The sequence below is a fragment of the Variovorax sp. CCNWLW235 genome, assembly GCF_037204085.1.
Classification (GTDB): domain Bacteria; phylum Pseudomonadota; class Gammaproteobacteria; order Burkholderiales; family Burkholderiaceae_C; genus Variovorax.
Genome location: NZ_JBBCBW010000021.1, coordinates 42,442 through 67,148, shown reverse-complemented (window position 1 = coordinate 67,148; position 24,707 = coordinate 42,442). Strand labels below are relative to the sequence as shown.

23 protein-coding genes are annotated in these 24,707 nt (G+C 65.4%); 8 read left to right on the top strand and 15 right to left on the bottom strand.

Going from position 1 to position 24,707, the window contains the following annotated elements:
* The coding region (locus tag V9L21_RS20715) for an ESPR domain-containing protein (protein ID WP_337314828.1) at positions 1-1,370 on the bottom strand (1,370 nt) is incomplete at its 3' end.
* A 385-nt stretch (positions 1,371-1,755) separates the two neighbouring features.
* Between V9L21_RS20715 and blaOXA the strand changes: the two genes are divergently transcribed.
* Both blaOXA and V9L21_RS20705 read left to right on the top strand, forming a co-directional pair.
* A complete protein-coding gene (blaOXA, locus tag V9L21_RS20710) occupies positions 1,756-2,547 on the top strand; it encodes a class D beta-lactamase (RefSeq protein ID WP_337314827.1) in 792 nt (263 codons plus the stop codon).
* Positions 2,548-2,663: 116 nt separating this feature from the next.
* Complete coding sequence (locus V9L21_RS20705) at positions 2,664-2,849, top strand: hypothetical protein (protein WP_337314797.1); 186 nt, start codon at positions 2,664-2,666, stop codon at positions 2,847-2,849.
* 10 nt (positions 2,850-2,859) lie between these two features.
* Here V9L21_RS20705 and V9L21_RS20700 read toward each other — a convergent pair whose 3' ends face one another.
* The 4 genes from V9L21_RS20700 to V9L21_RS20685 all read right to left on the bottom strand — a co-directional run bounded on the left by V9L21_RS20700 (position 2,860) and on the right by V9L21_RS20685 (position 6,610).
* Positions 2,860-4,239, bottom strand: a complete 1,380-nt coding sequence (locus V9L21_RS20700) for a HAMP domain-containing sensor histidine kinase (protein WP_337314796.1) — start codon at positions 4,237-4,239, stop codon at positions 2,860-2,862.
* On the bottom strand, positions 4,208-4,894 hold the full coding sequence (locus V9L21_RS20695; RefSeq protein WP_337314795.1) for a response regulator transcription factor: 687 nt from the start codon (positions 4,892-4,894) through the stop codon (positions 4,208-4,210). Before V9L21_RS20695 ends, V9L21_RS20700 begins: the two co-directional genes overlap by 32 nt.
* A 15-nt stretch (positions 4,895-4,909) precedes the next feature.
* Complete coding sequence (locus tag V9L21_RS20690; RefSeq protein ID WP_337314794.1) at positions 4,910-5,677, bottom strand: MipA/OmpV family protein; 768 nt, start codon at positions 5,675-5,677, stop codon at positions 4,910-4,912.
* Positions 5,678-5,809: 132 nt separating this feature from the next.
* Positions 5,810-6,610, bottom strand: a complete 801-nt coding sequence (locus V9L21_RS20685) for a GntR family transcriptional regulator (protein WP_337314793.1) — start codon at positions 6,608-6,610, stop codon at positions 5,810-5,812.
* Between the two features lie 212 nt (positions 6,611-6,822).
* Here V9L21_RS20685 and V9L21_RS20680 point away from each other — a divergent pair, with 212 nt between their 5' ends.
* The 4 genes from V9L21_RS20680 to V9L21_RS20665 are packed head-to-tail and all read left to right on the top strand — an operon-like array spanning position 6,823 to position 10,934.
* Entirely contained in the window at positions 6,823-8,214 is a 1,392-nt protein-coding gene (locus V9L21_RS20680) for an acyclic terpene utilization AtuA family protein (protein ID WP_337314792.1), read from the top strand.
* Positions 8,215-8,236: 22 nt separating this feature from the next.
* Positions 8,237-8,548 carry a DUF4387 domain-containing protein gene (locus V9L21_RS20675; RefSeq protein ID WP_337314791.1) on the top strand — a complete coding sequence of 104 codons (312 nt, stop codon included), beginning with the start codon at positions 8,237-8,239 and terminating at the stop codon, positions 8,546-8,548.
* Between the two features lie 54 nt (positions 8,549-8,602).
* A complete protein-coding gene (locus tag V9L21_RS20670) occupies positions 8,603-9,697 on the top strand; it encodes an AbrB family transcriptional regulator (RefSeq protein ID WP_337314790.1) in 1,095 nt (364 codons plus the stop codon).
* Positions 9,678-10,934: an MFS transporter gene (locus tag V9L21_RS20665; RefSeq protein WP_337314789.1), complete on the top strand. Its 1,257-nt coding sequence runs from the start codon at positions 9,678-9,680 to the stop codon at positions 10,932-10,934. The genes V9L21_RS20670 and V9L21_RS20665 overlap by 20 nt, the downstream gene beginning before the upstream one ends.
* Before the next feature lie 67 nt (positions 10,935-11,001).
* Here V9L21_RS20665 and V9L21_RS20660 read toward each other — a convergent pair whose 3' ends face one another.
* Together V9L21_RS20660 and V9L21_RS20655 are read right to left on the bottom strand one after the other, a co-directional pair.
* The gene (locus V9L21_RS20660) at positions 11,002-13,209 is read right to left on the bottom strand and encodes a xanthine dehydrogenase family protein molybdopterin-binding subunit (RefSeq protein ID WP_337314788.1); all 2,208 of its coding nucleotides are present in this window, start codon (positions 13,207-13,209) and stop codon (positions 11,002-11,004) included.
* Positions 13,210-13,219: 10 nt separating this feature from the next.
* Positions 13,220-13,684, bottom strand: coding sequence for a (2Fe-2S)-binding protein (locus V9L21_RS20655; RefSeq protein WP_337314787.1), 465 nt, complete (start codon positions 13,682-13,684; stop codon positions 13,220-13,222).
* 193 nt (positions 13,685-13,877) lie between these two features.
* On the opposite strand from V9L21_RS20655, the gene V9L21_RS20650 reads away from it, so the two are divergent.
* Both V9L21_RS20650 and V9L21_RS20645 read left to right on the top strand, forming a co-directional pair.
* The gene (locus V9L21_RS20650) at positions 13,878-14,561 is read left to right on the top strand and encodes a heavy metal response regulator transcription factor (RefSeq protein WP_337314786.1); all 684 of its coding nucleotides are present in this window, start codon (positions 13,878-13,880) and stop codon (positions 14,559-14,561) included.
* The gene (locus V9L21_RS20645; RefSeq protein ID WP_337314785.1) at positions 14,558-15,892 is read left to right on the top strand and encodes a heavy metal sensor histidine kinase; all 1,335 of its coding nucleotides are present in this window, start codon (positions 14,558-14,560) and stop codon (positions 15,890-15,892) included. Before V9L21_RS20650 ends, V9L21_RS20645 begins: the two co-directional genes overlap by 4 nt.
* Positions 15,893-15,937: 45 nt before the next feature.
* Here V9L21_RS20645 and V9L21_RS20640 read toward each other — a convergent pair whose 3' ends face one another.
* From V9L21_RS20640 to V9L21_RS20605, 8 genes are all read right to left on the bottom strand, one after another.
* Positions 15,938-16,480, bottom strand: a complete 543-nt coding sequence (locus tag V9L21_RS20640) for a YbjN domain-containing protein (RefSeq protein WP_337314784.1) — start codon at positions 16,478-16,480, stop codon at positions 15,938-15,940.
* A gap of 26 nt (positions 16,481-16,506) precedes the next feature.
* Positions 16,507-17,448 carry a peptidylprolyl isomerase gene (locus V9L21_RS20635; RefSeq protein WP_337314783.1) on the bottom strand — a complete coding sequence of 314 codons (942 nt, stop codon included), beginning with the start codon at positions 17,446-17,448 and terminating at the stop codon, positions 16,507-16,509.
* Positions 17,445-18,167 (bottom strand): hypothetical protein, encoded by a 723-nt coding sequence (locus V9L21_RS20630; protein WP_337314782.1) that lies wholly within the window; start codon positions 18,165-18,167, stop codon positions 17,445-17,447. Before V9L21_RS20630 ends, V9L21_RS20635 begins: the two co-directional genes overlap by 4 nt.
* 10 nt (positions 18,168-18,177) lie before the next feature.
* Positions 18,178-20,034 (bottom strand): putative porin, encoded by a 1,857-nt coding sequence (locus V9L21_RS20625; RefSeq protein ID WP_337314781.1) that lies wholly within the window; start codon positions 20,032-20,034, stop codon positions 18,178-18,180.
* Positions 20,031-20,735, bottom strand: coding sequence for a hypothetical protein (locus V9L21_RS20620; RefSeq protein WP_337314780.1), 705 nt, complete (start codon positions 20,733-20,735; stop codon positions 20,031-20,033). The genes V9L21_RS20625 and V9L21_RS20620 overlap by 4 nt, the downstream gene beginning before the upstream one ends.
* A gap of 10 nt (positions 20,736-20,745) precedes the next feature.
* A complete protein-coding gene (locus tag V9L21_RS20615) occupies positions 20,746-21,159 on the bottom strand; it encodes an ExbD/TolR family protein (RefSeq protein WP_337314779.1) in 414 nt (137 codons plus the stop codon).
* 12 nt (positions 21,160-21,171) lie between these two features.
* On the bottom strand, positions 21,172-22,977 hold the full coding sequence (locus V9L21_RS20610; RefSeq protein WP_337314778.1) for a DUF2341 domain-containing protein: 1,806 nt from the start codon (positions 22,975-22,977) through the stop codon (positions 21,172-21,174).
* Between the two features lie 70 nt (positions 22,978-23,047).
* Complete coding sequence (locus V9L21_RS20605; RefSeq protein ID WP_337314777.1) at positions 23,048-24,661, bottom strand: ShlB/FhaC/HecB family hemolysin secretion/activation protein; 1,614 nt, start codon at positions 24,659-24,661, stop codon at positions 23,048-23,050.
* Positions 24,662-24,707: the final 46 nt, after the last annotated feature.

The window sequence follows — 24,707 nt, the reverse complement described above, 5'->3', positions numbered from 1 at the left end:
CCCGTGGAGGTCGAAGTCGACAGGCTGCCCACGGTGCTGTCTGTCGTGCTCAGGCCGGTGGACAGGCTGGAGATGCCACTGGTCGCTGTGCTCAGGCCGGTTGACGTCGAAGTCGACAGGCTGCTGATACTGCTCGTCGCGGTGCTCAGACCCGTAGACGTGGACGTTGACAGGCTTCCGATGCTGCTGGTCGCTGTGCTCAGACCGGTTGACGTCGAAGTCGACAGGCTGCTCACAGCGCTGTCGGTCGTGCTCAGGCTGGTCGAGAGGCTCGAGATTCCACTGGTCGCTGTGCTCAGACCGGTTGACGTCGAAGTCGACAGGCTGCTGATACTGCTCGTCGCGGTGCTCAGACCTGTAGACGTGGATGTTGACAGACTTCCGATGCTGCTGGTCGCAGTGCTCAAGCCCGTGGACGTGGAGGTCGACAGGCTGCTCACGGTGCTGTCTGTCGTGCTCAGGCCGGTGGACAGGCTGGAGATGCCACTGGTCGCTGTGCTCAGGCCGGTTGACGTCGAAGTCGACAGGCTGCTGATACTGCTCGTCGCGGTGCTCAGACCCGTAGACGTGGACGTTGACAGGCTTCCGATGCTGCTGGTCGCAGTGCTCAAGCCCGTGGAGGTCGAAGTCGACAGGCTGCTCACGGTGCTGCCGGTCGTGCTCAGGCCGGTGGACAGGCTGGCAATGCCACTGGTTGCCGTGCTCAGACCCGTTGACGTGGAAGTCGACAGGCTGCTGATACTACTGGTCGTGGTACTCAAACTCGTAGAGGTCGTCGTCGAGAGACTCAGGAGCTGGTTGAGATTGACTGCGTCAGTGCCCGCGGTGCCAGCAGCAAGGCTGGTGATGCGATTGCTCCCCATATTGGCGTTGGAGTTGAATGTGGCCGGCCCCTGCAGCAATATGGAGCCTCCACGCAATGTCAGCGTGCCGTTCGGGTCACCGCGGACAAATGCGGTAGAAGAGCTGGAACCCGTGGCTCCAGCCGTAGTGGCCGCGTTGCCCAGGAAAAACGAAAATCCCCCGGTACTGCAATCCAGCGTCCCTGAAGTGGTGCTGCCGTATGAGAACCCACCCGAGGCTGGATTCGATTGACACAGCATCAACCCACCGGTACCCAATGTCTGGGCCATCGAGTGTTCGCTTGCCAACAGTACCGGAAGTCCCAAGACCCCCCACGCAGTAAGCCTCAGACTCCAATTCAGGGCGGCGTTCGAGAGGTTCGCGGCCTTGGACGTCCTGCTTGGTTCGCTGCCCCCGGAACCCTCCGCCACGCTTCGGCTCTTTTTTCCGCCTGCTGAAGCGTTCTCGGAAACGGCAATCCACGCGCCCAGCGCCTCATTCCAGATGCTCCGATATATCTTGTTCATGTACTGTGCCTCGTGCAGATAAGGTAAAAACTCGAGGCCGAGTCTAGAAACAAGACTTTCAAAATAAAACCTCTACACCTGCGTGTGCGTCGCCTTTCCGACAAAACTTACTGATCATTTAAGTCGAATTCGTTAGTGCAAAAAGATTGTTAAAAAAGCGGAACAAACGGTTTTCAAACAGCCGACGTTAAGCGGGAATTTTTCACGCTTTTAGCATTGCCACCGTCTTCAATGCGCGCTAATAGACAGCGGGTCAGATTAGTTTGTGGTCCACACCATGCATTGGAAATAAGGTGCCGCGCTTCTATTTTTTTCGAGGCACCTTCCTCGACTTCAAATGTCCGAACTGCTGCCAAATCGATCTACTGAATATCCGAACGCGAACGTGAACCGACGCCATCTCATCCTCTCTCCCCTGTTCCTTCTTGCCCCCACGGTGCTTGCCGCCACAGGCATTCAGGAGCGCGCCGCTTGGTCCAAGTTCTTCGCAGAGGCCGGTGTCCAAGGCACCGTAGTCGTGGTCGATGCTCGTCGCGGACGCGAGTCGACATATGTGCATGACGCAGAACGCGCCCAGCGTCGATACACGCCTGCATCCACCTTCAAGATTCCGCACAGCCTCTTCGCGCTCGATGCCGGTGTGCTGCGCGACGAGTTCCAACGCATCTCCTGGGACGGAGTCCGACGCTCTGTTGAAGCATGGAACGCAGACCAGGACCTTCGCACTGCAATGCGCAACTCCACTGTCTGGATCTACGAACGATTTGCCAAGCAGATCGGCGCTCCTCGCGAAACCGCCTATCTGAAACAGATCAACTACGGCAATTCAGTCGCGACGGGCGGTGCGCCCTTCTGGGTCGAAGGGGACCTGGCCATCTCGGCCCACGAGCAGATCGCGTTCTTGCGCAAGCTCTATCGCAATGAACTGGGTTTTCGTATCGACCATCAGCGCCTGGTCAAGGACGTGTTGATCAATGAGGCCGGAAAGGACTGGGTCCTTCGTGGAAAAACCGGATGGAGCGGCAAGATCGGCTGGTGGGTAGGTTGGATCGAATGGCCGACCGGCCCGGTGTTTTTTGCCCTGAACATCGACACCCCGAACCGGCTCGACGACCTTCCGAAGCGCATCGACATCACGCGGAACATCTTGCGGTCTATTGACGCATTGCCGCGTTGACGCACCCCCTGCGGGAGCTCCGGACGGGGTAAGTCGCGAGTAAGGCGGGTGACCCGAGCATATGGATTTCGTCACCGCCGGAGCCCCATGCTGTTTGTCTACCCCGCCCACGCTGCATGAGCCTGTTAGCCATGCTCGTCGCAAAACTCCGCTGGCCTCGAAGCCTTGGCGCATTGCTGTTCGACACCTGCCTGTTGGACGTCCTGGTCAGCCTCGCCTTGATTGCGGCCGCAATCAAGGTGCTGCTGTTCTTCGACAGCGGCGCAGTCGCATTCTGGTTGCTGCTTTGTTTCGGGTCCTGAACCCTACGCTTCACCTTTCCGGCGCAAACGCGAGCACGAATTCCGTACCCGGCGATGCCGCATGCGCTGTGAGCCGCCAGCCGTGGGCGAGCGCAATCTCCTGGCATATGGCAAGCCCCAGCCCTGCGCCTTCGTCGCGCCGTCCCGCGCCGCGCCAGAAGCGATCGAAGATCATCGGCAAATCGCGGGCCGGAATACCGGCCCCTTCATCACGAATCGAAATGCGCCGCGCATCGGCCGCGAGCCGCACCACGCCATGCGGCGGCGAGTGCTGGATCGCGTTCTCCAGCAGGTTCTTGAGCAGCGTGAAGAGCGCGCCGCGGTCCGCCTGCCAACACGTGGCGTCCGGTGCCACCCGCAAGTCCAGGTGCACCTCGCGGCGTACCGCAAGCCGCCCGATATAGTCGCCGACCTCGTCCACCAGCGCGGCGGCGCCGACACGGCGGATCTCGTAGTTGCACAACTCCGTCGCTTCGGCCAGGTGCAAAAGCTGGCTCACATGCCGAGCCATCTGGTCCACGTCGCGGATCAGGGCGTCGCGGTCGAAGGCCGCGTCACTGTCGCCACCCAGTTCGACTTGTCCGCGAATCAGCGAGAGCGGCGTCTTGAGTTCGTGCGCGGCCGCGGCAAGAAAATCCTGCTGCGCGATGTAGCCGGTCTGCAAGCGGTCGAGCGCGCGATTGAAGGCCTCGATCAGCGGCAGCATCTCCGAAGGCAGCCCCTGTACGCTCAAGCGCGCATCGAGCGTGCGCGGCGTGATGCGTGCGGCGCTTTCGGAGGCCGCGCGCAGTGGCCTGAGCATGCGGCCCAGCGTGAAATGCATGGCCACTGCAAACACCAGGACCGACGCGAGGCATGCCACCAGAATGCCCTGTCCGAGCGCCGGCAGGCCGACGCTGCGGTCCATGAGCTCGATGAGCCGCTGGCTCACCGCCACCTGAACGTACCAGCGCTGGCCCTCGTGATCGACGCGGTGCGTGACCACGCGCACCGGAAGACCGTCTGCAACTGAATCGAAGGCATGATCGCGCGGCTCGAATGCCTTGCCCTCCTTGTGCAGCGCCAATGCGCCCGGCCCGGCCGGCATCACGACATTGCCGGCCACATCGAGCACGCGGACTGAGGTCTCCTTCCCCATGCCCGAATACAGCCAAGTCTGGAGTTCCGATTCATTCAACCCGACCGGGCGGCCTGCCGCATCGAACTGCAGTTGCCGCCCGATCAGCCGTGCATGGGTGGAGATGCCTTCGTTCCACGTGTCTCCGCGCAGCAGCAGCGCGGCCGCACTCACGACGACGATCACCAGAATGCAGACGAGGATGCCGGCGACGTACGTTGCGAGCAGCCGCGAGCCCAGGCTACGCGGCCAGCGGAGCTTCGCGAAGCGCATAGCCGCGTCCTCTCACATTGGCGATCTCCAGCACGGAGCCCACGGCCTGCAGCTTCTTGCGCAGGCGATGCAGCGCCACATCGAGTGCATTGGGCGTCACGGCCTCCGAGAGTCCCCACCCGGCCGATTCGAGCGCGCCGCGGCGCACGGTCTGGCCGCCGCTGCGCACAAGGCAAAGCATGATCTGAAGCTCGGCGGATGCGAGCGTGACGGCCTCGCTGCCGCAAGCCATCGTTCCGCCCTCGGGATGTATACAGATGTCGGCATAGGCGGGCGAGAGGCTCTGCAGCTCGGACGGGCGCCGCAGCAGCGCGCGCACGCGGGCAACCAGCTCTTCCATTGGAAACGGCTTGACCAGATAGTCGTCGGCGCCCGACTCGAGACCATCGACGCGGTCATGCAAGGCGTCCCTTGCCGTCAGCATCAAGCACGGCGTGCGCGTGCCGGCGGTGCGCAGCCGCCGCACCAGCTCGAGACCGTCGCCATCGGGCAGCCCGCGGTCGATCACAAGCGCCGCATAGGGGGTGCGTCGCAGCGCATGCCAGGCGACGTCGACGCGCCCGAACACGTCGGCCTCGATGCCCGCGCCAACCAGCGCCTTGCACACCAGGGTGGCCATGCGGTCGTGGTCTTCGATCAGCGCGATGCGGTTCATGCGGCCCGGGTTGCGTCAGAAGCGGTAGAGATAGCCGGCGGAAACCGCCGACTGGCTCGAGCGGTCGACCAGCGGGCTGTTCTTGATCTGCTTGCCCAGTTGGGTGGCGCTGACATCGACAAACACCGACTGGTGGCGATCGATCGAATAGCCGATGCGCAGCCCGACTTCGGTGTTGACCGTCGAGGCGCCGAGGTACGCGGGACGTCCGGGGCGGCTTTCCTCGGCACGCACGCCGTAGTAGTAGTCGACGTATTTCTTGTCCAGCCAGTAGGCCTCGATGCGCGGGGTCAACGTGAAGTTGCCCGCGCGAAAATCGCGCTGTACGCCGATCCGGAACTGCTGGCCCTTGCTCTTGCCCGAAGCATCGCCGAGCCACTCGGCCGAGACGTCGGCAATCTCGTTGCGCCAGGTCACGCCGGCGCCAAGCCACACGCTGCCCTTGCGCTCCTGCATGCCTTGCAGGATAGGCGCATCGCTCGGCTCGTAGCCTCCGAGGCCGTACTTGGCGCGCAGACCAAAGGACAAAGATGAATTGGCGCCCAGCTCGACCTTCGGCAGCTTGAGTTCCGCACCTGCACCGAGCACACGTACATAGCGGTTTTCATAGTAGATGAGCGGAATGCCTTGGGTCTTCGTGCCCGCGCCGGTGTATGGCTGCTGCTTGACACCGGCGGCGATACCGATGCCCCAGCGAGAGACGTCGTCCGGAGATTGATCAAGGCTGCTGTCCTGCGCCCACGCGGCGGGCAGAACCAGCGCCAGCGAAACACCAAAAAGCAAGGAGGGAAGAACGGGAAAGACAGGAGTCGAGGACGCACGCGGCATGGCGGAGCCAATCAGGGTTGTAAGGGGGCTTCGATCGTCTGCGCGATCGTCTTACCGAACTCTTACCGGCACCGGCGGCGCGAAGGATCATCCCTGGTCCGAGCCGTAGGCATCGACGTCGTGAATGAGCTTGGCCTCGTACATGCGGTCAAGGTCCTGCTCTTCGTGGCTGAACACCACACGGCTGCGCTCCGACGTCATGTAGGCCATCAGGTACATCACCGTCTTGCCCACGTCCTTGCTGACGAGGCGTGCAACGCAGAGCAGCGGCGAGCCGACCTGCACGTGCAGATTCGCCGCCACATGAGGATCGGCGGCAACAGCGGAAATCTCCTCGGTCACGTATCGAAACCGCACGCCCTGCGACAGCAGCATCTCGGTGATCGAGCGCCCCTCGAGCGCATCGCCGGTGATGGTGTCCGCGTATTCCGGCATCACCCACGAGTCGACGAAGAGCAAGGGAACGCCCGATATGGAGCGAAGCCGGCTCGCGTACACCACCTGCGCGTCCTCAGCCAAGCCCATGGCGGTTGCCACGTGCGGCGGCGGCGAACGCCTGGAGACTTCGAGAACGGTGACCTTGGTCTGCTTGGCCCGCTTCGCCAGCGACTCGGTGAAGGTAGAGCCGCCGCGGCTGCGCGGCTTGGCCGCGGCTGGCCTGACGAAGGTGCCTCGCCCGAGGCGCTTCTCCAGCCAGCCCTCTTCCACCAGGTCCGCGACGGCGCGACGCACCGTGATGCGCGAAACGCCAAAGGACTGGCACAACTGGTCCTCGCTGGGTATCGGCTCGCCCTCCCTGTAGACGCTTCGCCTGATCTGTTCCCGGAGAGCCAGGAACAACTGGCGATGCAAGAGGTCGCCGCGTTCGCGGCGAAGGATCACTGACATGGTGTCTTCTCGGCTTGTCTCGTGACTGAAGGGCGAATTCTCGGTGAGGTGGCCGGCGACCTGCCGCCCCGCTCGGCACACGGGTTTTTACCAGCACGCCATCATAACATTATGACCACATAATCACCTCTGATCGATTGCGCGGTTCACTCATCAGGTCTGGATCGAACGGCAACACGGTCGCCCCATTTGTCTTGAAAGAAAAAATAGTCATGGCGCTGCAAGGTCGCGTGAAGGTACTGGTGCCTTGCGGCTCCCTGGGTTCAGGGGTCCGCGAGAGCGAAATCGAATATGGGCTGGCCCAGGGCGCCAACGTCATTGCGACGGACGCCGGCTCCACCGACAGTGGCGCGGCCTACCTCGCGCTGGGCAAGTCCAAGAACAACCGCGGCGCGGTCAAGCGCGACCTGGGCATCCTGCTGCGCGCCCACGCCAAAACCGGCATTCCGATCATCGTGGGCACCGCGGGGCAAGCTGGCGGAGATCTCAACGTCGACTGGACCCGGGACATTCTGGTGGAACTCATCCGGGAGCTCGGCATCTCGCCAAAGGTCGCGCTGCTCTACTCCGAACAGGACAAAGCCACGATCAAGGCGTTCAACCGGCACGGCAAAGTTCGGCCGTTGCCGCCGCTGGGCCCATTGGAAGACTCAACGGTCGATGCGTGCGAGCACATCGTCGGCTTGATGGGCGTGGAGCCCTTCGTTGCCGCACTCGAGGCGGGCGCGGACGTCATCATTGGCGGAAGAGCCACTGACACCGCCGTTCTGGCCAGCTACCCGATCTGGAAAGGCGCGCCGTGGGGCGCCTCGTGGCACGCCGGCAAGATTGCGGAATGCGGCGCCCAGTGCTGCCTCAACCCTGCCGACGGATCCGGCGTTCTGCTGACCATCGATGAACACGGTTTCGAGGTGGAACCTTTGTCCACGACCAACCGGTGTACGCCGCACAGCGTGTCCAAGCACATGCTGTATGAAAACAGCGACCCCCACTACCTGCACGAGCCCGGCGGCATCCTGGACGTGAGCGGTGCCACCTATGCGCAACTCGGCGAGCGCGCGGTGCGCGCGCAAGGCGCCCAATGGGTAGCGCAGCCCTACACGATGAAGCTCGAAGGAGCGGCGGCCGGCAACTACCAGACGCTGATGCTGATCGGCATCCAGGACCCCGACGTGCTCAACGACGTCAATGCGTTCCACGACCGGCTGCTGGCGGCGCTCTACGAACGCACCCGCAAGTCGATTCCGGCGGAGGAGCTCGGTGAGTTCCACATATCGCTGCGTATGTACGGCTGGAACGCCGTGAGCGGAGACGTGCCGGTGAATGTTCCACCGCCGCGAGAGATCGGCGTGCTGCTGGTCGCCACGGCAAGCACACAGGAGCTCGCCAACGCGATTGCGCACGCATGCAATCCCTACTTCTTTCACTACCCGATGGTGATGAACAAGGAGCTGCCCAGCTATGGTTTCGCCTTCAGCCCGGCCGATGTTCCGCGCGGCCAGGTCTTCGAGTTCAAGCTGAACCACGTCGTCGCTATCGACGACCCGTTGTCGCTGGTCCGCACGGCCTGGCTCGACAGCGACGACAACGCAACTGCCGCCTGAACCCAACAAGAAGGAACCCCTCATGCCCAAGCTGCGCGAAGTCTGTCACCACATCCGCTCCAAGGTCGCCGGCCCGTTCTGGGTCACGGTGGACCTCTTCTTCGATGGAGAAGAAAAGTATCGCAAATACCGGGACTGCGAAGAGTTGTCTGCGGAACTCTTCCATCGGCTGTATGGAGCAGATCCGGCGCTGGTCAAGCGCATTCCGGTCGACTCCCTGCATGTGGTGAAGATCTCTTTTCCCCGGTCTACCCCACAGGGAGGAATGGTCGAGCGCGACATGCATTCGGGTCAGCAATACGTGCGCTTGCTCGACATCGAACTCAACAACTGAGCGGTAACCGGCTCAAGCGGGCACCGGCTGCGGCAAGCGCGCTGGCGACGATCCATGCCACTCAAGAAAATCTTCCTATGGGCTCTCCTGACAGCCGGCGCTGCGGTGTCAGTGGTGTTGCTTCGAGCGCTTCATGTTCCCGGTGCCGTGCTGCTGGGCCCGATGCTCGTGGCCATGGGTTTCGCGTTGAGCGGAGCGGGCCTGCAGCTGAAGCCCGCCATCTTCCTGCCCGTTCAGGCGGTCCTCGGCTGCATGGTCGCTTCTGTGGTCAGCTGGGACTTGCTCAAACTGATTGCAGATCACTGGGCAGTGGTATTGGCCGTGAACGTCTTGAGCATTGCGGCTGCGAGCGTCATTGCCGTGGTGTTCACGCGCCGTGGGTGGCTGCCGGGCCAATCGGCGATATGGGGGCTGTCGCCGGGTGCCGCCTCGACGATGATGATGCTCGGGGAGCAGCGAGGGGCGGACCCTCGCGTGATCGCCCTGATGCAGCAGCTTCGCATCGTCTGTGTGACGTTGACGGCCATCGCGGTTGCGGGGCTCGCGGGTGCGGGCGGCGGGCCTGCCGCTTCGCCGCCGGCAACCGTGTTCCTCTCCGGTGCGGTGTCTCTCGATGTGGCCGCAACCCTTGCGGGGCTCATCGCCGTGGGCGTGGCCGTGGCCATGGCAACGAAGTGGGGGCAGGCGGCATTCTGGGTGCCGCTCATCGTGGGCAGCGGATTGCACGCGGCACGGCTCCTCGCGGTCGAGATCCCTGTGGTGGTCGCCGCAGTCGCATTCGCCTTCGGCGGCTGTTATGCAGGCCTGCGCTTCAACAGGCGGATGCTGCTCGACTGCCTTCACCTGTTGCCCGCGATGCTCTTCGGAATCCTGCTGTTGATCGGATCGTGCATCGCGCTGATGTGGCCGATTCTTCGCTCGTTCGAAGGGATCGATCCGCTCACGGCCTTTCTCGCCATCATGCCCGGAGGCATCGATGCCGCCGTGGCAGTGGCTCACGGCATGCAAGCCTCCGTGCCGGTGATTCTTGCGGTGCAGGTGACGCGGCTCATCGTCGTCACGATGCTGGCGCCCCGGATGGCGCGCCTCGTCTCCAGATATTGCGAACCCAACCAGAAGGTATCAGGCAATGGCCGAACGAAATCCTGACATCAGCCGCTTCAACAAGAAGGCCGCCTTCTTCGTGGCGCTGGCAATGTTCGCCCAAGAGTCGGTCTGGAACTTCTACGACGCACAGGTTCCTGCATCGCTCAGGCAGTACATCGGCAGTGCCGCCGTGATCGGCCTGCTGATGGGTATGGACAACCTTCTGGGAATCTTCGTCCAGCCGTGGATGGCGCACAAGGCCGACCAGCACAAGGCCAAGGGCGGCAACCGGTTCCGCTTTCTGCTCATTGGTGCGCCCGTGGCCGCGGTGCTGTTCGCGTTCATTCCATGGGCGATCTCGTTCGAGATGCTGCTGGTTGCGATGGTCGGCTTCGCGTTCGTGGCCAACGGATTCAAGTCCATTGCGGAGTCGCTCACGGCGGACTACCAGGCGCCCAACCATCGAAGCAAGGGCAACGCGGTGGCCCGCATCGGCGTGGCGCTGACCATCCTTGCGTCCGCCGCCATCAGCTACGTCGTGGTGGACAAGGACTTGCGCCTGGCTTTCTTCATTCCGGCGGTGCTCCTTGTCATCGGCATGTACGTCGCATGCAAGGGGCTGTCCTCGCAAGCGCCGCACGGCACCGCGCAAGGAGCGGACGAGAGCCCGCAGCTCGGCCTGAAAGCGCTGGTGCTGGACATCTTCACTTCGCCGGACAAGCGCCGGTTGCTGCTCCTGCTTGCGGTCTTTGGCGCAAACGGCACCTGGACGGCAATTCGCTCCCAGCTGACGCCCTATTTGATGGAAGTGCTCGACCTGTCGCGGGGCACCGCCGGGTCGATCGGCTTTCCGGCGGGTATCGCCTTCCTGGTGGCGGCAATACCGGTGGCCATCATTGCCGATCGGACGAGCCGTGCGGCGGTCTGCATGCTCGGCATGCTCGTCGTCGCCCTTGGCTGTATCGCGGTCTTCTTCGCGACGAGCACGGTCCAGGTGTCGATGGCCATGGCCCTGGTCGCCGTCGGATGGGCCGCCTTTGCCATCAATGCGATCGCGATTCTCTGGAGCATCGTGCCCAACCAGAAGTACCTGGGCACCTACACCGGCCTGTACTGGACCGCCGCGGCAATCGGCCAGACACTGATGCCGGCTTTCCTGGGGCTGCTGGTCGACCTGACGGCATGGCGCTACATGATGCTGCATGCGGCGGTGCTGTCCTGCCTGTCAGCCCTGCTGGTGCTGAAAGTCGTCCGCAGCTCTCCTTCCCGCCGTCAAGAACAGCCGGAGGAAGCGGCGTGAGCGGTCAGGCAATGCGAACAGTGCCGTGCTCCACAGCGAACAAGGGATCACATCGCCCAGGTGCCGCTCAGGCCAGCCCCGCGTCTGCAAGCGGCAAACGCCGAACCGGGCGCCCCGACAAGATAGAAGCGGCGGCCGCCAGCGCAGGCGCCAAAGGCGGTACGCATGGCTCGCCCACACCGCCGAGCGGCGAGCCGATCTCCACGATGTGCGTTATCACCTGCGGTTCCTCGCCCATGCGGAGGATCTGGTAGTCGCCAAAGCTGGACTGCTCGGCGCGGCCATCCTTGATGGTGATCTTCGCGCGCAAGGCAACGGACATTGCGTCGACCACGCCGCCGCTCATCTGCGCCGCGACTTGGCCGGGGTTGATGGCACGGCCGCAGTCGATGGCCACATGCACTTTCTCGACCTTGACGTGGCCGTCTCGAAGCCGCGCCTCCACGACCTGGGCGACCGGGCTGCCATAGCTCTCCACCACGGCTAGGCCGCGCGCCACGCCGGACGGCGCAGGACTTCCCCAACCCGCGCTTTGCGCTGCGCGATCCAGCACGGCGAGCATGCGCGGGCGGCCCTGCAAGTGCTGGCGGCGAAACTCCAGCGGGTCCTTGCCCGCTGCGGCGGCGCATTCATTGATGAAGGCTTCCATAAAGAATCCGGTAAAGGAGTTGGCGATCGAGCGCCACGGCGAGAGCGCCATCGGCATCGGCACCACCGCGTGATCGACCAGCATGTTCGGTATCTGGTACTGCATGTCGATGATCCCCGTGAGCGACATTCCGTCGGCCACGCCGTTGGTGAGCGGTATGCCGTTGTCGCGCCCCATCTGAGGGCCTGCAACGCGCACGCGCAGCCCCTGGATGCGGCCATCCGCATCGAGCGCGGCGCGCATGCGGCACATCATCGTCTGGCGGTACTGACCCTGCTGCATGTCGTCGGCGCGGGACCAGAGCACCTTCACCGGGCGGCCGCCCACGGCGCGGCTGGCCAGCATGGCCTGAACGGCCGACTCGGCGTGTGTCTTGCGGCCGAAGCCCCCGCCAAGGTAGGCGTTGTGAAAGTAGACCTGCTCCGGCTTGTAGCCGCCCGCGGCGCCGCAGTCGCGCAGAAGAATGTCTTGGGCCTGCGTACCGGTCCACAGGTCCAGCCGGTCGGCGCCGGCTTGCGCCATGCAATTGATCGGTTCCATGCACGCGTGGGCCAGGAGCGGCACGGCGTAGTCGGCCTCTACCACCTTGTGCGGTGCACGAAAGGCCGCCTCCATGTCTCCGCGCTGCAGCGCAGCCGGCAATGGGCCGCTGTCCAATGCGGCGCGCATACGTTCGTCGAGCTCTGGGGTGCCAACGCGGTCGTTCGCGGTCGCCTTGAATTGAATGGTGAGCTTGTCGGCCGCCTGCTTGGCTTGCCACCAGTTTTGTGCAACGACAACCGCACCGCCGGGCACGGGCACGACCGCAACCACGCCCGGCATTCCGCGCACGCTCGCCGGGTCCATCGATTCCACTTCGGCGCGGAACACGGGCGACAGGCGTATCGCCCCATGCAGCATGCCGGGTGCCTTCATGTCGACCGCGTAGAGCGCCCGGCCGGTGACCTTGTCCGGCGTGTCGATGCGGCGCATCGTCTTGCCGGTGAGCTTGCGCTGTTCCGCCGGCCGCAGAACCGGGTTCTGCGGAACCGGCAGTGCCGATGCCGCCTGCACCAGATCGCCGAAAGGCACGCGCCGGCCGCTCGCCGCATGAACGATGTACCCCTCTTCAGCGGCAAGCGACGAAGGCGGAACCGACAGCCGCTCCGCCGCAGCCAGCGTCAGCAGTTCCCTCGTCTGCGCGGCAGCACGGCGCAGGGGGTCGTGCCAGAAGCGCACACCGAACGAACCGACCGAACGCTGCTGGCCCATGGGGAGCCGGTAATCGGGCGTCACCTGATCGGGCATGGCCGTGCGAACCCGCTTCCAGTCTGCGCCAAGCTCCTCCGCCAGGATCATCGCTTGTGCAGTGTGAATGCCCTGCCCCATCTCGCAGGTGGGCAGCAGGAAGGTGACCACGCCATCGGCGGCGATGCGGATGAACGAGCTTGGAGCGCGGTTGACCGGCGGCCGCGCGGGCGGAACAGGCGGGCTCCCTGGCGCGGCCGCCGGAGGCTGGGTTTGCGCACCCAGCGGAATGGCAACGGTCAACAAGGCGCCGCCGGCGGCAAGCGCGAATTGGCGACGCGACAGGCGATGGCCAGCCTGTGGCGAGGATTGAGAGGCGAGAGTGTCGGGCTTGGACATGGCGGCTCCTTCAGACCGACAGCGCACGGGCTGCCTCGTGGATGGCCGCCCTGATGCGGTCGTAGGTTCCGCACCGGCAGATGTTGCCCGCCATGGTTTCGGTGATGTCCTTGTCGCTCGGCATGGGCGTGGTGCGCAGCAGCACGGCCGCGCTCATGAGCTGTCCGCACTGGCAGTAGCCGCACTGCGGCACATCGTTGGCAATCCAGGCGGCCTGCAGCGCGCGGCCGATGCGGTCCTGCCCAAGGCCTTCGATGGTGCGAACCTGCTGGCGGGCCAGTGCCCCGACGGGCGTGATGCATGCGCGCGCGGGATCGTTGCCCACGTGGACCGTGCATGCGCCGCACAGGCCGACACCGCAACCGTACTTGGTCCCTGTCATGCCCAGTTCGTCTCGCAGCACCCACAAAAGAGGTGTCTCTGCCACGGAATCGACCCGCACCCGGCGGCCGTTGATCTGAAGTTGCGTGCTCATCGCGTTCTCTCCTGTTGCCGCCGGTGGCGGGGCTGCAGGTATTTGAGAATGGCCAACACGCCGGAAAGTGACCACGACATTACATTTCTGCAAGCCTCCTGCGGGCCTTGCCGGGTGGATGACAAATTTGTAATGTCCACAGGACAGGTTGCTGTGATCATCGCGTCTGCGGTGGTTTTAATGAAGGCAAGCGATGCGGCTGCTGATAGTGGAAGACGAAGGCCGGCTGGTGGACTACCTTGTAAAAGGGTTGACCGAGAACGGCTATGTGGTCGACGTGGCGCGCGACGGCATCGAAGGCAGGCGCTTGGCCGAAGGCGGCGACTACTCCGTCGTTCTGCTCGACGTGATGTTGCCGGGCATAGACGGCTTCGGCGTTCTTCGCGCCATGCGCGCGCGCAGCAACACCCCCGTGCTGATGCTCACCGCCCGCGACAAGGTAGAGGACCGCGTGCGGGGCCTGCAGGAAGGGGCTGACGACTACCTGGTCAAGCCGTTCGCGTTCTCTGAATTGCTGGCACGGATTTCCGCATTGATGCGCCGCGGCTCCGGCGGCGCATCGAACCATCCGACCACGCTCAGGCTGGCCGAGCTCGAGGTGGACTTGCTTGGCCGCAAGGCCACGAGGGACGGTCGCCGCCTCGAGCTGACGGCAAAAGAGTTCCTGCTTCTCACGGTACTGCTGCGCCGCCGCGGCCAGATACTGTCTCGCACCACGCTGGCCGAGCAGGTGTGGGACATGAATTTCGACTCCGACACCAACGTCGTCGAGGTGGCCGTGCGCCGCCTGCGAGCGAAGATGGACGACCCGTTCTCGCAACGCCTGCTGCACACCGTGCGCGGAATGGGCTACGTGCTGGAAGAACGCTCAAGATGAAAAAGAAGGTCGGCTATTCATTGGCCACGCGCCTGTCCATTCAGCTCGCCTCGCAAACGGCGTTGGGACTGGGCCTGCTCTGCGCCGGGATCTTCGCTGCCACCGAATGGTCATTCATCGACAAGCAGCGCGCCCTGTTGACGACAAAACTGGCCGCAACGCGCGATGCGGCCATATCCGCAGAGCGCGCTGGCGGCTTGCCCGAAATGCGCAGGCACCTGCAGGCCGCCATTCCGCGCCGGGCCGGCACCTACCTGGAGCTGCATGCGGCCGATGGCGAGCTGCTGTACCGCGACCCGGACGTGCTCCCAAACCACGCGAAGGCGCAGCGCATGGAGTTCACGCTGCCTCTCACCGTGGGAGAAGCGCACGGCGCGCTGCTGCTGGACATCACCGAAGACTCCCGCATGCTCGGCAAGCTGGCGCTGATCCTCGTGACGGCAACCCTCCTGGGCGGTGTCTCGGCGGGAATCGCCTGCGCCTGGAGGGTCCGCCGCACCATGGAGCCCTTGCGCGCACTGGCAGACCAGACGCGCGCCATCTCACCGGGCCGAATGGAGCAGCGGCTCTCGCTGGCCGAGCCGGTCGCCGAGCTCCAGCCGTGGATCGACCAGTTCAATGCGATGCTGCGGCGGCAGGAGTCTGCCTATGTGCAGCTCGAGGCATTCAACGCCGACGTTGCGCACGAGCTGCGCACACCGCTGGCCGCGCTCATCGGGCATACCGAAGTGGCACTGTCGCGCGAAGACCGGTCTGCGGAAGCGCTGCGCGACACGCTGACGGGCAACCTCGAAGAATTGCAGCGGCTCGCGGCGCTCGTCAACGACATGCTTTTTCTGTCGCGTGCGGACCGCGGGGCCACCGCGAGATGCGACGCCGCATCACCCCTCGCAGACCTGGTTCGCCAGGTGGTGGATTTTCACGAGGGGCCTTTGAGCGAGGCGCAGCTGCGTGTCTACATCGACGGCGACGCACAGGTCGCAGTGGACCAGCCGCTGTTCAAGCGCGCGGTGTCGAACCTGCTGGGCAACGCCACGCGCTATGCAATCAAGGGGTCTGCAATCACCGTGCACATCGGCGTGAATGCGGAAGGCGGTGCCGAGATTTCGGTCGAGAACACCGGACCCGACATCGACGCGCGGCATATCCCGCGGTTGTTCGACCGGTTCTTCCGCACCGACGAGTCGCGCACGGACGGACACCTGCATCACGGACTCGGGCTGGCCATCGTGGCAGCCATTGCGCGAATGCATTCGGGGCACACCATGGCGACCTCCGGCGGCGGGCGCACCCGCATCGGCTTTGCCGTCGGGCGTTCTTACAAGCTCTGATTACGGCGGCAACGCTCGCCCTCTACGGCGCAGCGCCCCCGCGCATCACGCAGCAGACGCCACGCCTTCAGCGGCCGCACGGCCTTCGGAGTTCGCAGCATCCCCGCGGGTCTCCGCGGCCGGACTGTAGTTGCGCAGGTGCAGAAAGAACTCGCCCATCATCTGCATCCACAAGCGCATGGCGAAGGCCAGATAGGCCGGCGCTACGCCGCCGGTAACCCACACGTCCATTTCCAGCACAACGAAGTCGCCATGCTGTGCCACACGCGCGAATCGCTTGGTGCGGTGCCACGACGCCAGCACGGCCTCCGGCAAGGTGCCGCCCTGCACGTGCAGCGGACAGCTCAGGGTGAAGTCGGTGTACTGCGAGGTGGTGACAGGGCTGCCCCACAGCACCTGAAAGCCGATGCCGTGGCTCGCGCTGTGAAGGCGCACCACTCCGTCTTGCTCGATGATGGTGACTGCAGCCCCGGCTGCCTTGATTGCGTCCGACACCTGCTCGGGCGTCACGGCGTCCAGCAGGTCGTTGTTCTGCGTCGCGGCAACATCGTTGCTGGGCACTTCGGTGTTCGTTTGCGTGTTGTTCATGTGTTTGACCGTTTGGCTTGGGTTGTTCAATTCGTTTTCTTGAGCGCGGCATCGAGCGCCGCAGCATCGATGCTCAACTGGGTGGCTGGCGCAAGTTGAGCGAGGTAGGCCTGCACCAATTGCTGTTGCCGCTGCTGGCGCAAGGCAGTCCGAAGCTGCGGCTTCATCTCGTCGAGCGTCGCAGTGCGCGCCGGCTGAACGCCGAGCAGCTTCACCACATGAAAGCCGGCTTGCGCCTGCACCGGCTCGCTGACCTCGCCCACCTTGAGCTTGGCCACTGTGTCGCGCAGTTCGGGGAGGATGCGCGCCAGCGGCAAGGTATCGACCTCGCCGCCACGCTCGGCGCTGAGCTTGTCCTGAGAGCTCGCGCGCGCCACGGCGGCAAAATCGCCGGCACGGGCTTGGCGGGCCAACTTGCCCGCCTCATCGCGCACCTTGGCAACGGCCGCCGCATCGCGTTCGGGCGCAGCCAGATAGATCTGCGCTACGCGATAAGCGGCCGGCAGGTTGAAATTGGCCTTGCCCTGCTCGTACGCCGCTTGCACTTCCGTCTCGGACGGAAAACCTGCCGGCACCTGGCTCACCGATTCGAGGTAGCTGGCGGTCACGATGCGCGCAGCAACCTCCCGCATGGCGGCATCGACCTTCGCCTTCACCTCGGGCCGGTCGGCCCAACCCTTGGCCCCGGCGTCGCGCAGCAGCGCCTCGCTCAGCAGTCGCTGGCGCAACCAGCCATCGAGACTTGCGCGGTCGGCCTTGACGGCGGCGCGCTCCGCTTCGGGCAGCGCCTGCAGCAGCTTCTCGACTTCTTCCTGGCCGACCGTGACTTCGCCCATGCGCGCGACCACCGGGTTGCCTTGTGCCGGCGCCTGCGCGGCAGCCACGCCTACCGACGAGACCAGCAGCACGCCGGCCGCGGCGCGCAGCCCTTGCGCGAGCGTGGCCGATGAGGACTTCCTGCGTTTCATTGCTTCTCCTGTGTTGCAGGCGACGCCGGGGCGCCGGGCGCCGGTGCGTTCACCGCACGCGCATCGAACTTGCCCTCATACAGCTTGTCGCCGTACTGCTGCGCGATCTGCTCGAACTTGACGCGGCTCTGCGCCGCGAAAGGCTGGCGCGATGCGAGCACGCTGCCCACGTCCACCGTTTCATAGGCCCGCAGGATTTCTTGTCCGGCCGCATAGAGCTGCGCGTTCTTGGCCTCGCACTGGGTCAGCGCGGTGCGCTGCGTGGCGGTTTCCGTCGCGAGCCGCTGGCGCTCGGCCTCGGCGGCGCGCGCCATCTTCAGCAACTCGTCGTACGCGCCGCGGTACTGCGCGATCTGCGCCGTGGCCTTCTCGGTCGTGGCCTGCGCCTGCTGGCGCGACTGTTCGGTACCGGCGCTCGCCTGGCTGCGCGCATGGCGTTCGGCCGCCAACTGGGCCTGGCTCTGGGCCAGCTCTTTCTTGATCGCCTCGAGCTCGGGCTTCGCCGGCGCCGCACTTGCCGCTGCGGGCGCGCCCGTCGGCTGCCCGGCCTTCAGTGCGGCCAGTTCGTTCTGCGCTTGCTGGAGCTGCGAGGTGGTCACGCGCAGCTGCGCGCGAAGCCGCTCCTCCATGCTCTGGCCTTGCGGCTGCTGTGCATGCGTGATGCCGCTCCCGCAGGCCAGCATCGCCAGCACCAGGGCCGTGAGAATTTTTCTGGACACGGCGGGCTCCTTAGAAACGCGCATTGAATTCAAGCTGCAGGGTGTCGATCGACAACGGCGGTCCATAGACTTCCTTGGTCGAGATCCAGCGGCCCGTGAACCACATGTTCTTGTCGATCGCATACGAGCCGCCCAGGAAGTAGCCACGCGCGTTGGTGCCGCCGCCATGGAAGGTCGAGTCGTTGTAGCCGTCAGGCATCGCATCGGGTTCGATGCGCTTGTAGCCCGCAAGCACGTTCCAGTCGCCGCGCGCGGCCGGTGCCGGCTTGCCGTAGGTGGCCTGCAGCATGTAGGCGTTGCCGCCGCTCTTGAAGTCGCTCTTCGACGTGCCGCCGGTGGCGCCGAAGTTGTTGACGATGGCGCCGCGAATGCCCGCGCGGTTCCAGATGTCGTTCGCGTCGTAGGCGGTGTTGCGCACGAAGTTGGCGTCCAGGCGCAGGTTGTTGCCCGCCACCGCGGTGTCCCAGCGCAGGTTCAGGTCGATCAGGCGGAACTTCGACGCCAGGCCCACGTATTGCGGCTGCGGCGTGCCCGCCGGGTTGAGCGGATCGAGCGAAATATCGCGCAGCAGCATGAGCGTGTTGCCCTTCTGCATGAAGGCCGGGCGCGACCAGTCCGTGCTGCAGCCGTCGGCACCGGCATAAAGCGCGCAGGGTTGCGAGACCTGGCCGCTGATGTTGCGGAAGTTGTAGTACGCGAGCGCGCCGCGTACGCGGTTGTCTTCGTCGATCTTCCAGTCGGCGCCGAACTGGGCTCCCAGCAGCCACTTGTTCTCGCTCTTCGCCTTGTCCTGGCTTCGGCTGGGCGAATTGTCGGACGAGTATTCGAGCGGGATCAGCCCCAGCGTTCCGAATAGCGTCAGGTCCTTGTTGGACGCCAGCTTCTTCTCGAACTGCGCGGCAATGCCGTCGAAGTTCAGGTCATTGGAATACACCAGGTCGGTCGACATGAACGGGTTGCCGAAGCGGCCGCCCGTCACGGTCAGCCAGTCGACCGGCTTGTGCGAGATCCACATCTGGTCGAGCCACACGCTCTTCTTGCTCAGGCCGCCGCCCAGCGTCTGGGTGGTCGAAACCGGGCTCTCGTCGCTGCCCGAGGCCAGGCGAACACCGGCCTTGGTGTTCTCCGAGATGTCGGCATACACGCCGAGCCGGGCCCGGGCGCGGAACAGGTTGCGGCGGTCCTGCCGCGTGTTGAGGATCGAGGGCAGCGCGAGGTTGGTGTTCGGGTTGACGTCGTAGCCGCTGCCCCTGTTGAGCTCCGGCCAGTTGATCTCGATGTTGCTGTTGTTGCCGGCGTAGCTGCGCGATTCGTTGCGCACGCGCACGTCGCCTTCCACGCGGATGCGCTTGCTCCACTCGGGTGTTTCGTTTGGCGCGGCCCAGCCTTCGTCCTTGGCTTGCGCCATTACCTGCGCCTTGACCTCGTCGCGGATCTGGTCGCGCACCGTCTGCGAGATGTAGGGCACGCGCACGTCGCCGGCTTCGAGCCGCACGCCGCCGGCGGTGCTTGCCGATGCGGCCGTGGCGGTTGCCGCCATGCGCTGCGCCTGCTGCGCGGCCATGGCTTCGGTCTGGGCCTGGGCCAGCAGCGCCTCGCCCACGTCCTTGGCGAGCGTGCCGCTCTGGATCAGGCCGCGGATCAGCTTGACCATGGCGGTCTCGGCGGGCGCGGCCGTTTGCGCGGCGGCACTGCCGGCCGCGAAGACAAGCACGGAGGCCACGGCCGCCGCGAGCGCGCATTTGCGCAGGGTCGGCATGCCGCCCCGGCTCTGGGTGTTGGTGAGATGGTTCATCGCTTCGTTCACTGGATTGAATGGGAGTGGCAGGGCTTCGGCACGGGCCGCGGCGGTGGCCGCTTCTGTCATGGCCGGCGCCCCTTCATGGACACGCGCATCGGAAAGCGCAGCGAAGCCGGCGGCTTCTCGTCGACGCGGTCGAGGTTGCGGATCAGCGCGAGCACCGTGTCGTCGATCTCGCCGGTGCCGGTGCCGCGCACCAGCTGGACCCGCGTGGTCTTGCCGTCGGCGCCAAGCCACAGGTCGATCTGGATGTCGTCGAACACCAGCTGGCGCGTGCGCGGGTCGCGCGACAGGGCCTGCTGCAAAAGGCTGGAGACATAGCGCGCATACGAGCCGCTGCCCAGGCCGCCGCCGGCACCGGTGCCGCTCATGCCGCCGCCACTGCCTGCCTGGATGCCGAAGGCGTCGTTGCCCGCCTGCGCGGCGCTGTCCATGGTCACCGGGTCGCCCAGGTCCTTCGAAGGGCTGGGCGGCGCGTCGTCCTTGGGCGGCTCCAGCGGCTCGACCGGCTTGGGCTCGCGCTCGACCACTTCGGGCTTGATCTTTTCCGGTTCAGGTTCCGGCAGCTTCTCGGGTTCGGGCGGCGGAGGCGGCGGTGGTGGGGGCGGCAGCATCAGCATTGGCGCGTCGGCCACCACGCGCTTCGTGCTCGCGGTGTCGGACAGCAGATGCCAGACCAGGGCCACCAGCGCGGCAAGGATCGCCAGGCCGATGACCACCCCACCCCAGCGTCGCCAGAGTCCGGAGGTCGGATCGCGAGGTTTCACGCTCCGCCTCTCACTTCTGCTTGCCGGTCACAAGGCCGATCTGGTTGAGTTCGATGCGGCGCAGCAGGTCGAGCACATCGACCACCTTCGCGTACTGCACGCTGGCATCGCCGCGCACAATCACCGGGAAGTCCGGCGACAGCGCCTTCTCGGTGCGCAGGCGCTCTTCCAATTCGGGCAGCGTTACCGGATAGGCGTCCAGAAACACGTTGCCGGCGTTGTCGATGGTGATGGCCTTCGTCTTGGGCTTCTCCAGCGCCACCGAGGCGCTGGCCTTCGGCAGGTCGACCTTGATGCCCGGAATGCTGGCGTTGCTGGTGAGGATGAAGATCACCAGCACCACCAGCAGCACGTCGACGAAGGGCGTGATGTTGATGCCGCCCGTGCGCTTGCGCACGGCGAACTTGGCTGCACTGTTTGCCATGGCGTTGCAGCCTCAGGCGCGCTTGGCCACGGCCACCGGCACCGAGCGGCCCTCGCCCTGCTCTTCGGCCAGGCGCGTGACGAACTCGTCGACGAACACGGCCATGTCGGCGCCGATGGCATCCGAGCGCGAGGCAAGCCAGTTGTAGCCGAACAGCGCAGGAATCGCGACGCCCAGGCCGGCCGCGGTACACAGCAGCGCCGCCGCCATGCCGGGCGCCACCGAGTTGATGTCCACCGCGCCGGCCATGGCCGCCACTACAAACACCAGCATGATCCCGATCACCGTGCCGAACAGGCCCACGTAGGGCGCCCCCTCGATGGTGGTCGACAGCCAGTTCATGCGCTTGGACATGCGCTCGGTCTCGCGCACCATCACGCCGTCCATGGCGGCGCGGATGGCGCCGATGGTGGCGCTCGACACCGCGCTCAAGTCGTAGCCGCGGTCATGGCGGCGGCGCATCTCGTCGATGGCCACTTCGTACAGGCGCCACAGCGACGAGTCGGCACGCACCTCCTGTGGCACCGTGTTGCTCACGGCCAAGCGGTCGAGCGGCGCACCGGCGGCTTCGCGAAAGTGCTCGATGAAGGCCGCGTTGGCGCGCGAGGTGGCGCCATAGCTGCGGCCCTTGCCGATCATGATGGCCCACGACAGCACCATCATCAGGCCCAGCAGGCCGACCACGATCCACGCGTCCAGCGGCATCGCCGCCAAGATGAAGCCGAAGTGGCTCTTGCCGGCCTGCTGCTCGTCGGCGCCGAACACGGTGAGGCGCGACTCCGCGCCTTGCGACACGGCATCGGCCAGCAGCAGTGCGTCGGCGCGCGCCACCTTCGAGAGCCGCACTTCGTCGATGGCGCCGGTGAACGGCGCAAAAGCCGCGGCGGGCTGCGCGCCCTGCGCCGCAGTCGCGGCAGCCGGTGCGTCGGCGCCGAGGGCACCCGGGGTGTTCAGCGCCGGCAGCCGCGCCGCCAGCGTTACCGTGGGCCGGCCACCCACGTACAGCGCCACGCTCTCACCCTCGGCCTTGACGGCCAGGTGCGACCACTGGCCGGCCTGGACCGGCTGGCCCGGGGTGCTGCGCTGGCCGTTCACCTGCACGAAGGGCACGCCCTGGTCGATGCCCACCACGAACTCGCCGGCGCCATCGCGACGTGCGTAGATCGCCTGGCGCGCGCCCAACTGGTCGGGCCGCACCCAGGCCGAGAACGTCAGCGCGCCGCCGGCCGCAACGGCAAGTGACGGCGTGGCCGGCAGCATCAACGCGCCGCTGCCCAGCTGGGCACCCTTGCCGATGACCGTGCCTTCGACCGGCACGGCCGCAGTCTGGCCGTTGTTGCCGTACGCCGTGGTATCGCGCGGCGGTACGGCACCCTCGGCAAAGTGGTAGACCAGCGTGTAGTCGGGGTCGAAGCTGCGCTGGCCGTTGCCCGATGCGGGGGCTTTCGGGTTGCCGTAGTACATCCACAGCTTCTGCGGCGTTCCTGCAGACACGCTGGGCACGTCGACCCAGACGAGCGCCATGCCCAGCAGCGGATCGAACTGCTCGATCTGGTGGTTCAGCACGGTCTTGTCGTCGGCTGCGACAAAGCGCAGGTCGGCACCGGTCTCGCTCACGCCTTCGAACTTGAAGTTGCCCGTGTGCAGGCGAACCAGCACCGGCACGCGGCCGGCGTCGCTGCCGATGGCTCCGGCCTGCGGGCCGCCGTCAATGGTGATCGGTTTGCGGTAGGCCCATTCGGCCTGCCACCAGGCGTGGGCCAGGCCCGGCAAAAGCGTGCTCAGCAGCGTGAGCACGATGAAAAGAATGCGTCGCATGACAGGGTTCTCCGGAAAGCTCGTGAGAGAGAGACAACAAATGGAAAGAGAGGGAATTCGCGCTGCGCAATCAATAGGTCGCGGTAAGGCTGAAATTCACGCGCGGGTCGTGCTTCCTGGTGCGCGGCCCGTCGATCAGCGGGTAGCCGATATCGACACGCCCCGCGAGGTACTGCCCCACCTTGAAGGTGGTGCCCAGGCCCACCGAATACAGCGAGAAGCGGTCGTCCTGCTCAGGCAGCGGGCTCTTCAAGCGCAGCCGCGCCGCATCGGCGAAGGCATAGACCCGCCAGTTCTCGACCGTGCTGCCGAGAAAGGTCAGCGGCTGGCTGCGCAGCTCTAGCGAGCCGACCACGCCGTAGTCGCCGGTGGCTTCGGCCGAGAGATATCCGCGCACCGAGTTCATGCCGCCGCCGGCGATCTGCTCGCTCGACACCAGCGGTGAATCGGTCATCTGGCCGTTGACGCGGAAGGCCAGCTGCTGGCCGCCGCTGAAGGTGTGCGTGCCGTTGAGGTCGGTCTTCAGCACCATGAAGCTCGGCGAAGCCTTGTAGCGCTTGTAGTCGAAGGCCGCCCAGTCGCTGCCGTAGTTGAACGAGCTGCTCGTGCCCACCACCAGCGAAATGCCCACGCCGTACTGGCTCTTCTCCGACTGCCGGAAGCCCGTGTACGACAGCGTGACCGGCGCGTACTTGAGCGGCACGGTGTCGGCGCTGCCGTTCAGGCTCAGCGCCTCCTTGTTGTTCTTGAAGTCGATGCCCACGCTGAACGCGTGCCACCAGTTGCCCGAGTTCGGCACGGTGTAGGTCGCTTTCAGGCCGATCGAGTGGCCCTTGCCCAGCACGTCGGTGCCGCCCACGGTGGCCACGTTGCTGTCGGACACGAAAGCATTGGCCTCCACGCTCCAGTTGGTGCCCGCAAGCGGCGCCGCATAAGAGGCGGATATCACTTTGGTCTGACTCAGGTCCTGCGGCGCGCCGAAGAAGCTGATGGAGGCGCTGTGGCCCAGCTGCCAAAGGTTGTCGTGGCCCAGCGTTGCGGTGGCGCGCAGCTTGCGCGTGTCGGCGCTGTAGTCGTTGTTCAGGCCAATGCTCGCGCGCCACGGACTCTGGTCCTCGACCTTCAGATCGACGTCCATCGTGCCGGGCATGCTGCCCTGTCGTACCAGCGGCATCACCTGGCGCTTGGGACCGCGGTTGAGCGCGGCGAGTTCGGACTGCGCCTTGTTGAAGTTGGGCACGCCGCCTTCCTTCAGCGCGGGCACCTGGTCGCGCACGTCGAGCGGCGAGTTGTATTCGGCGCCCACCACCCGCACGCGGCCAACCCGGGTCTCGTTGACCTGCAGGAAGACTACGCCCTGCGTCACCTGCTGCTCGGGCAGGTCGACGTACACCGACTGGTAGCCCGCCGCCTGGTAGGCCGCAAGCAGCGCATCGCGCGCGGCTTCCACGTCCTTGAGCGTGCGTTCGGGTCCGAGAAACGGCGTGACCGCCTTCTCGATGGCGCGTGCGTCCAGAACGGTGTTGCCGCGCACGATGTATTCGGCGATGTCGACCTTGCGGACCGGCTCGGCGGCGGCCGGGGGCGCCTGGGCAAAGGCCGCCGCCGGGGCGGCCAGCGCCATCACTGCCAGCCACACCGCTCTCCAGCACTTCGGTGGGCCGCTCTTCTTCATGTCATGCATTTACAGCTCGGTTCTCAAGAATGAAGCTCGCTTGCAGCGGCTCATG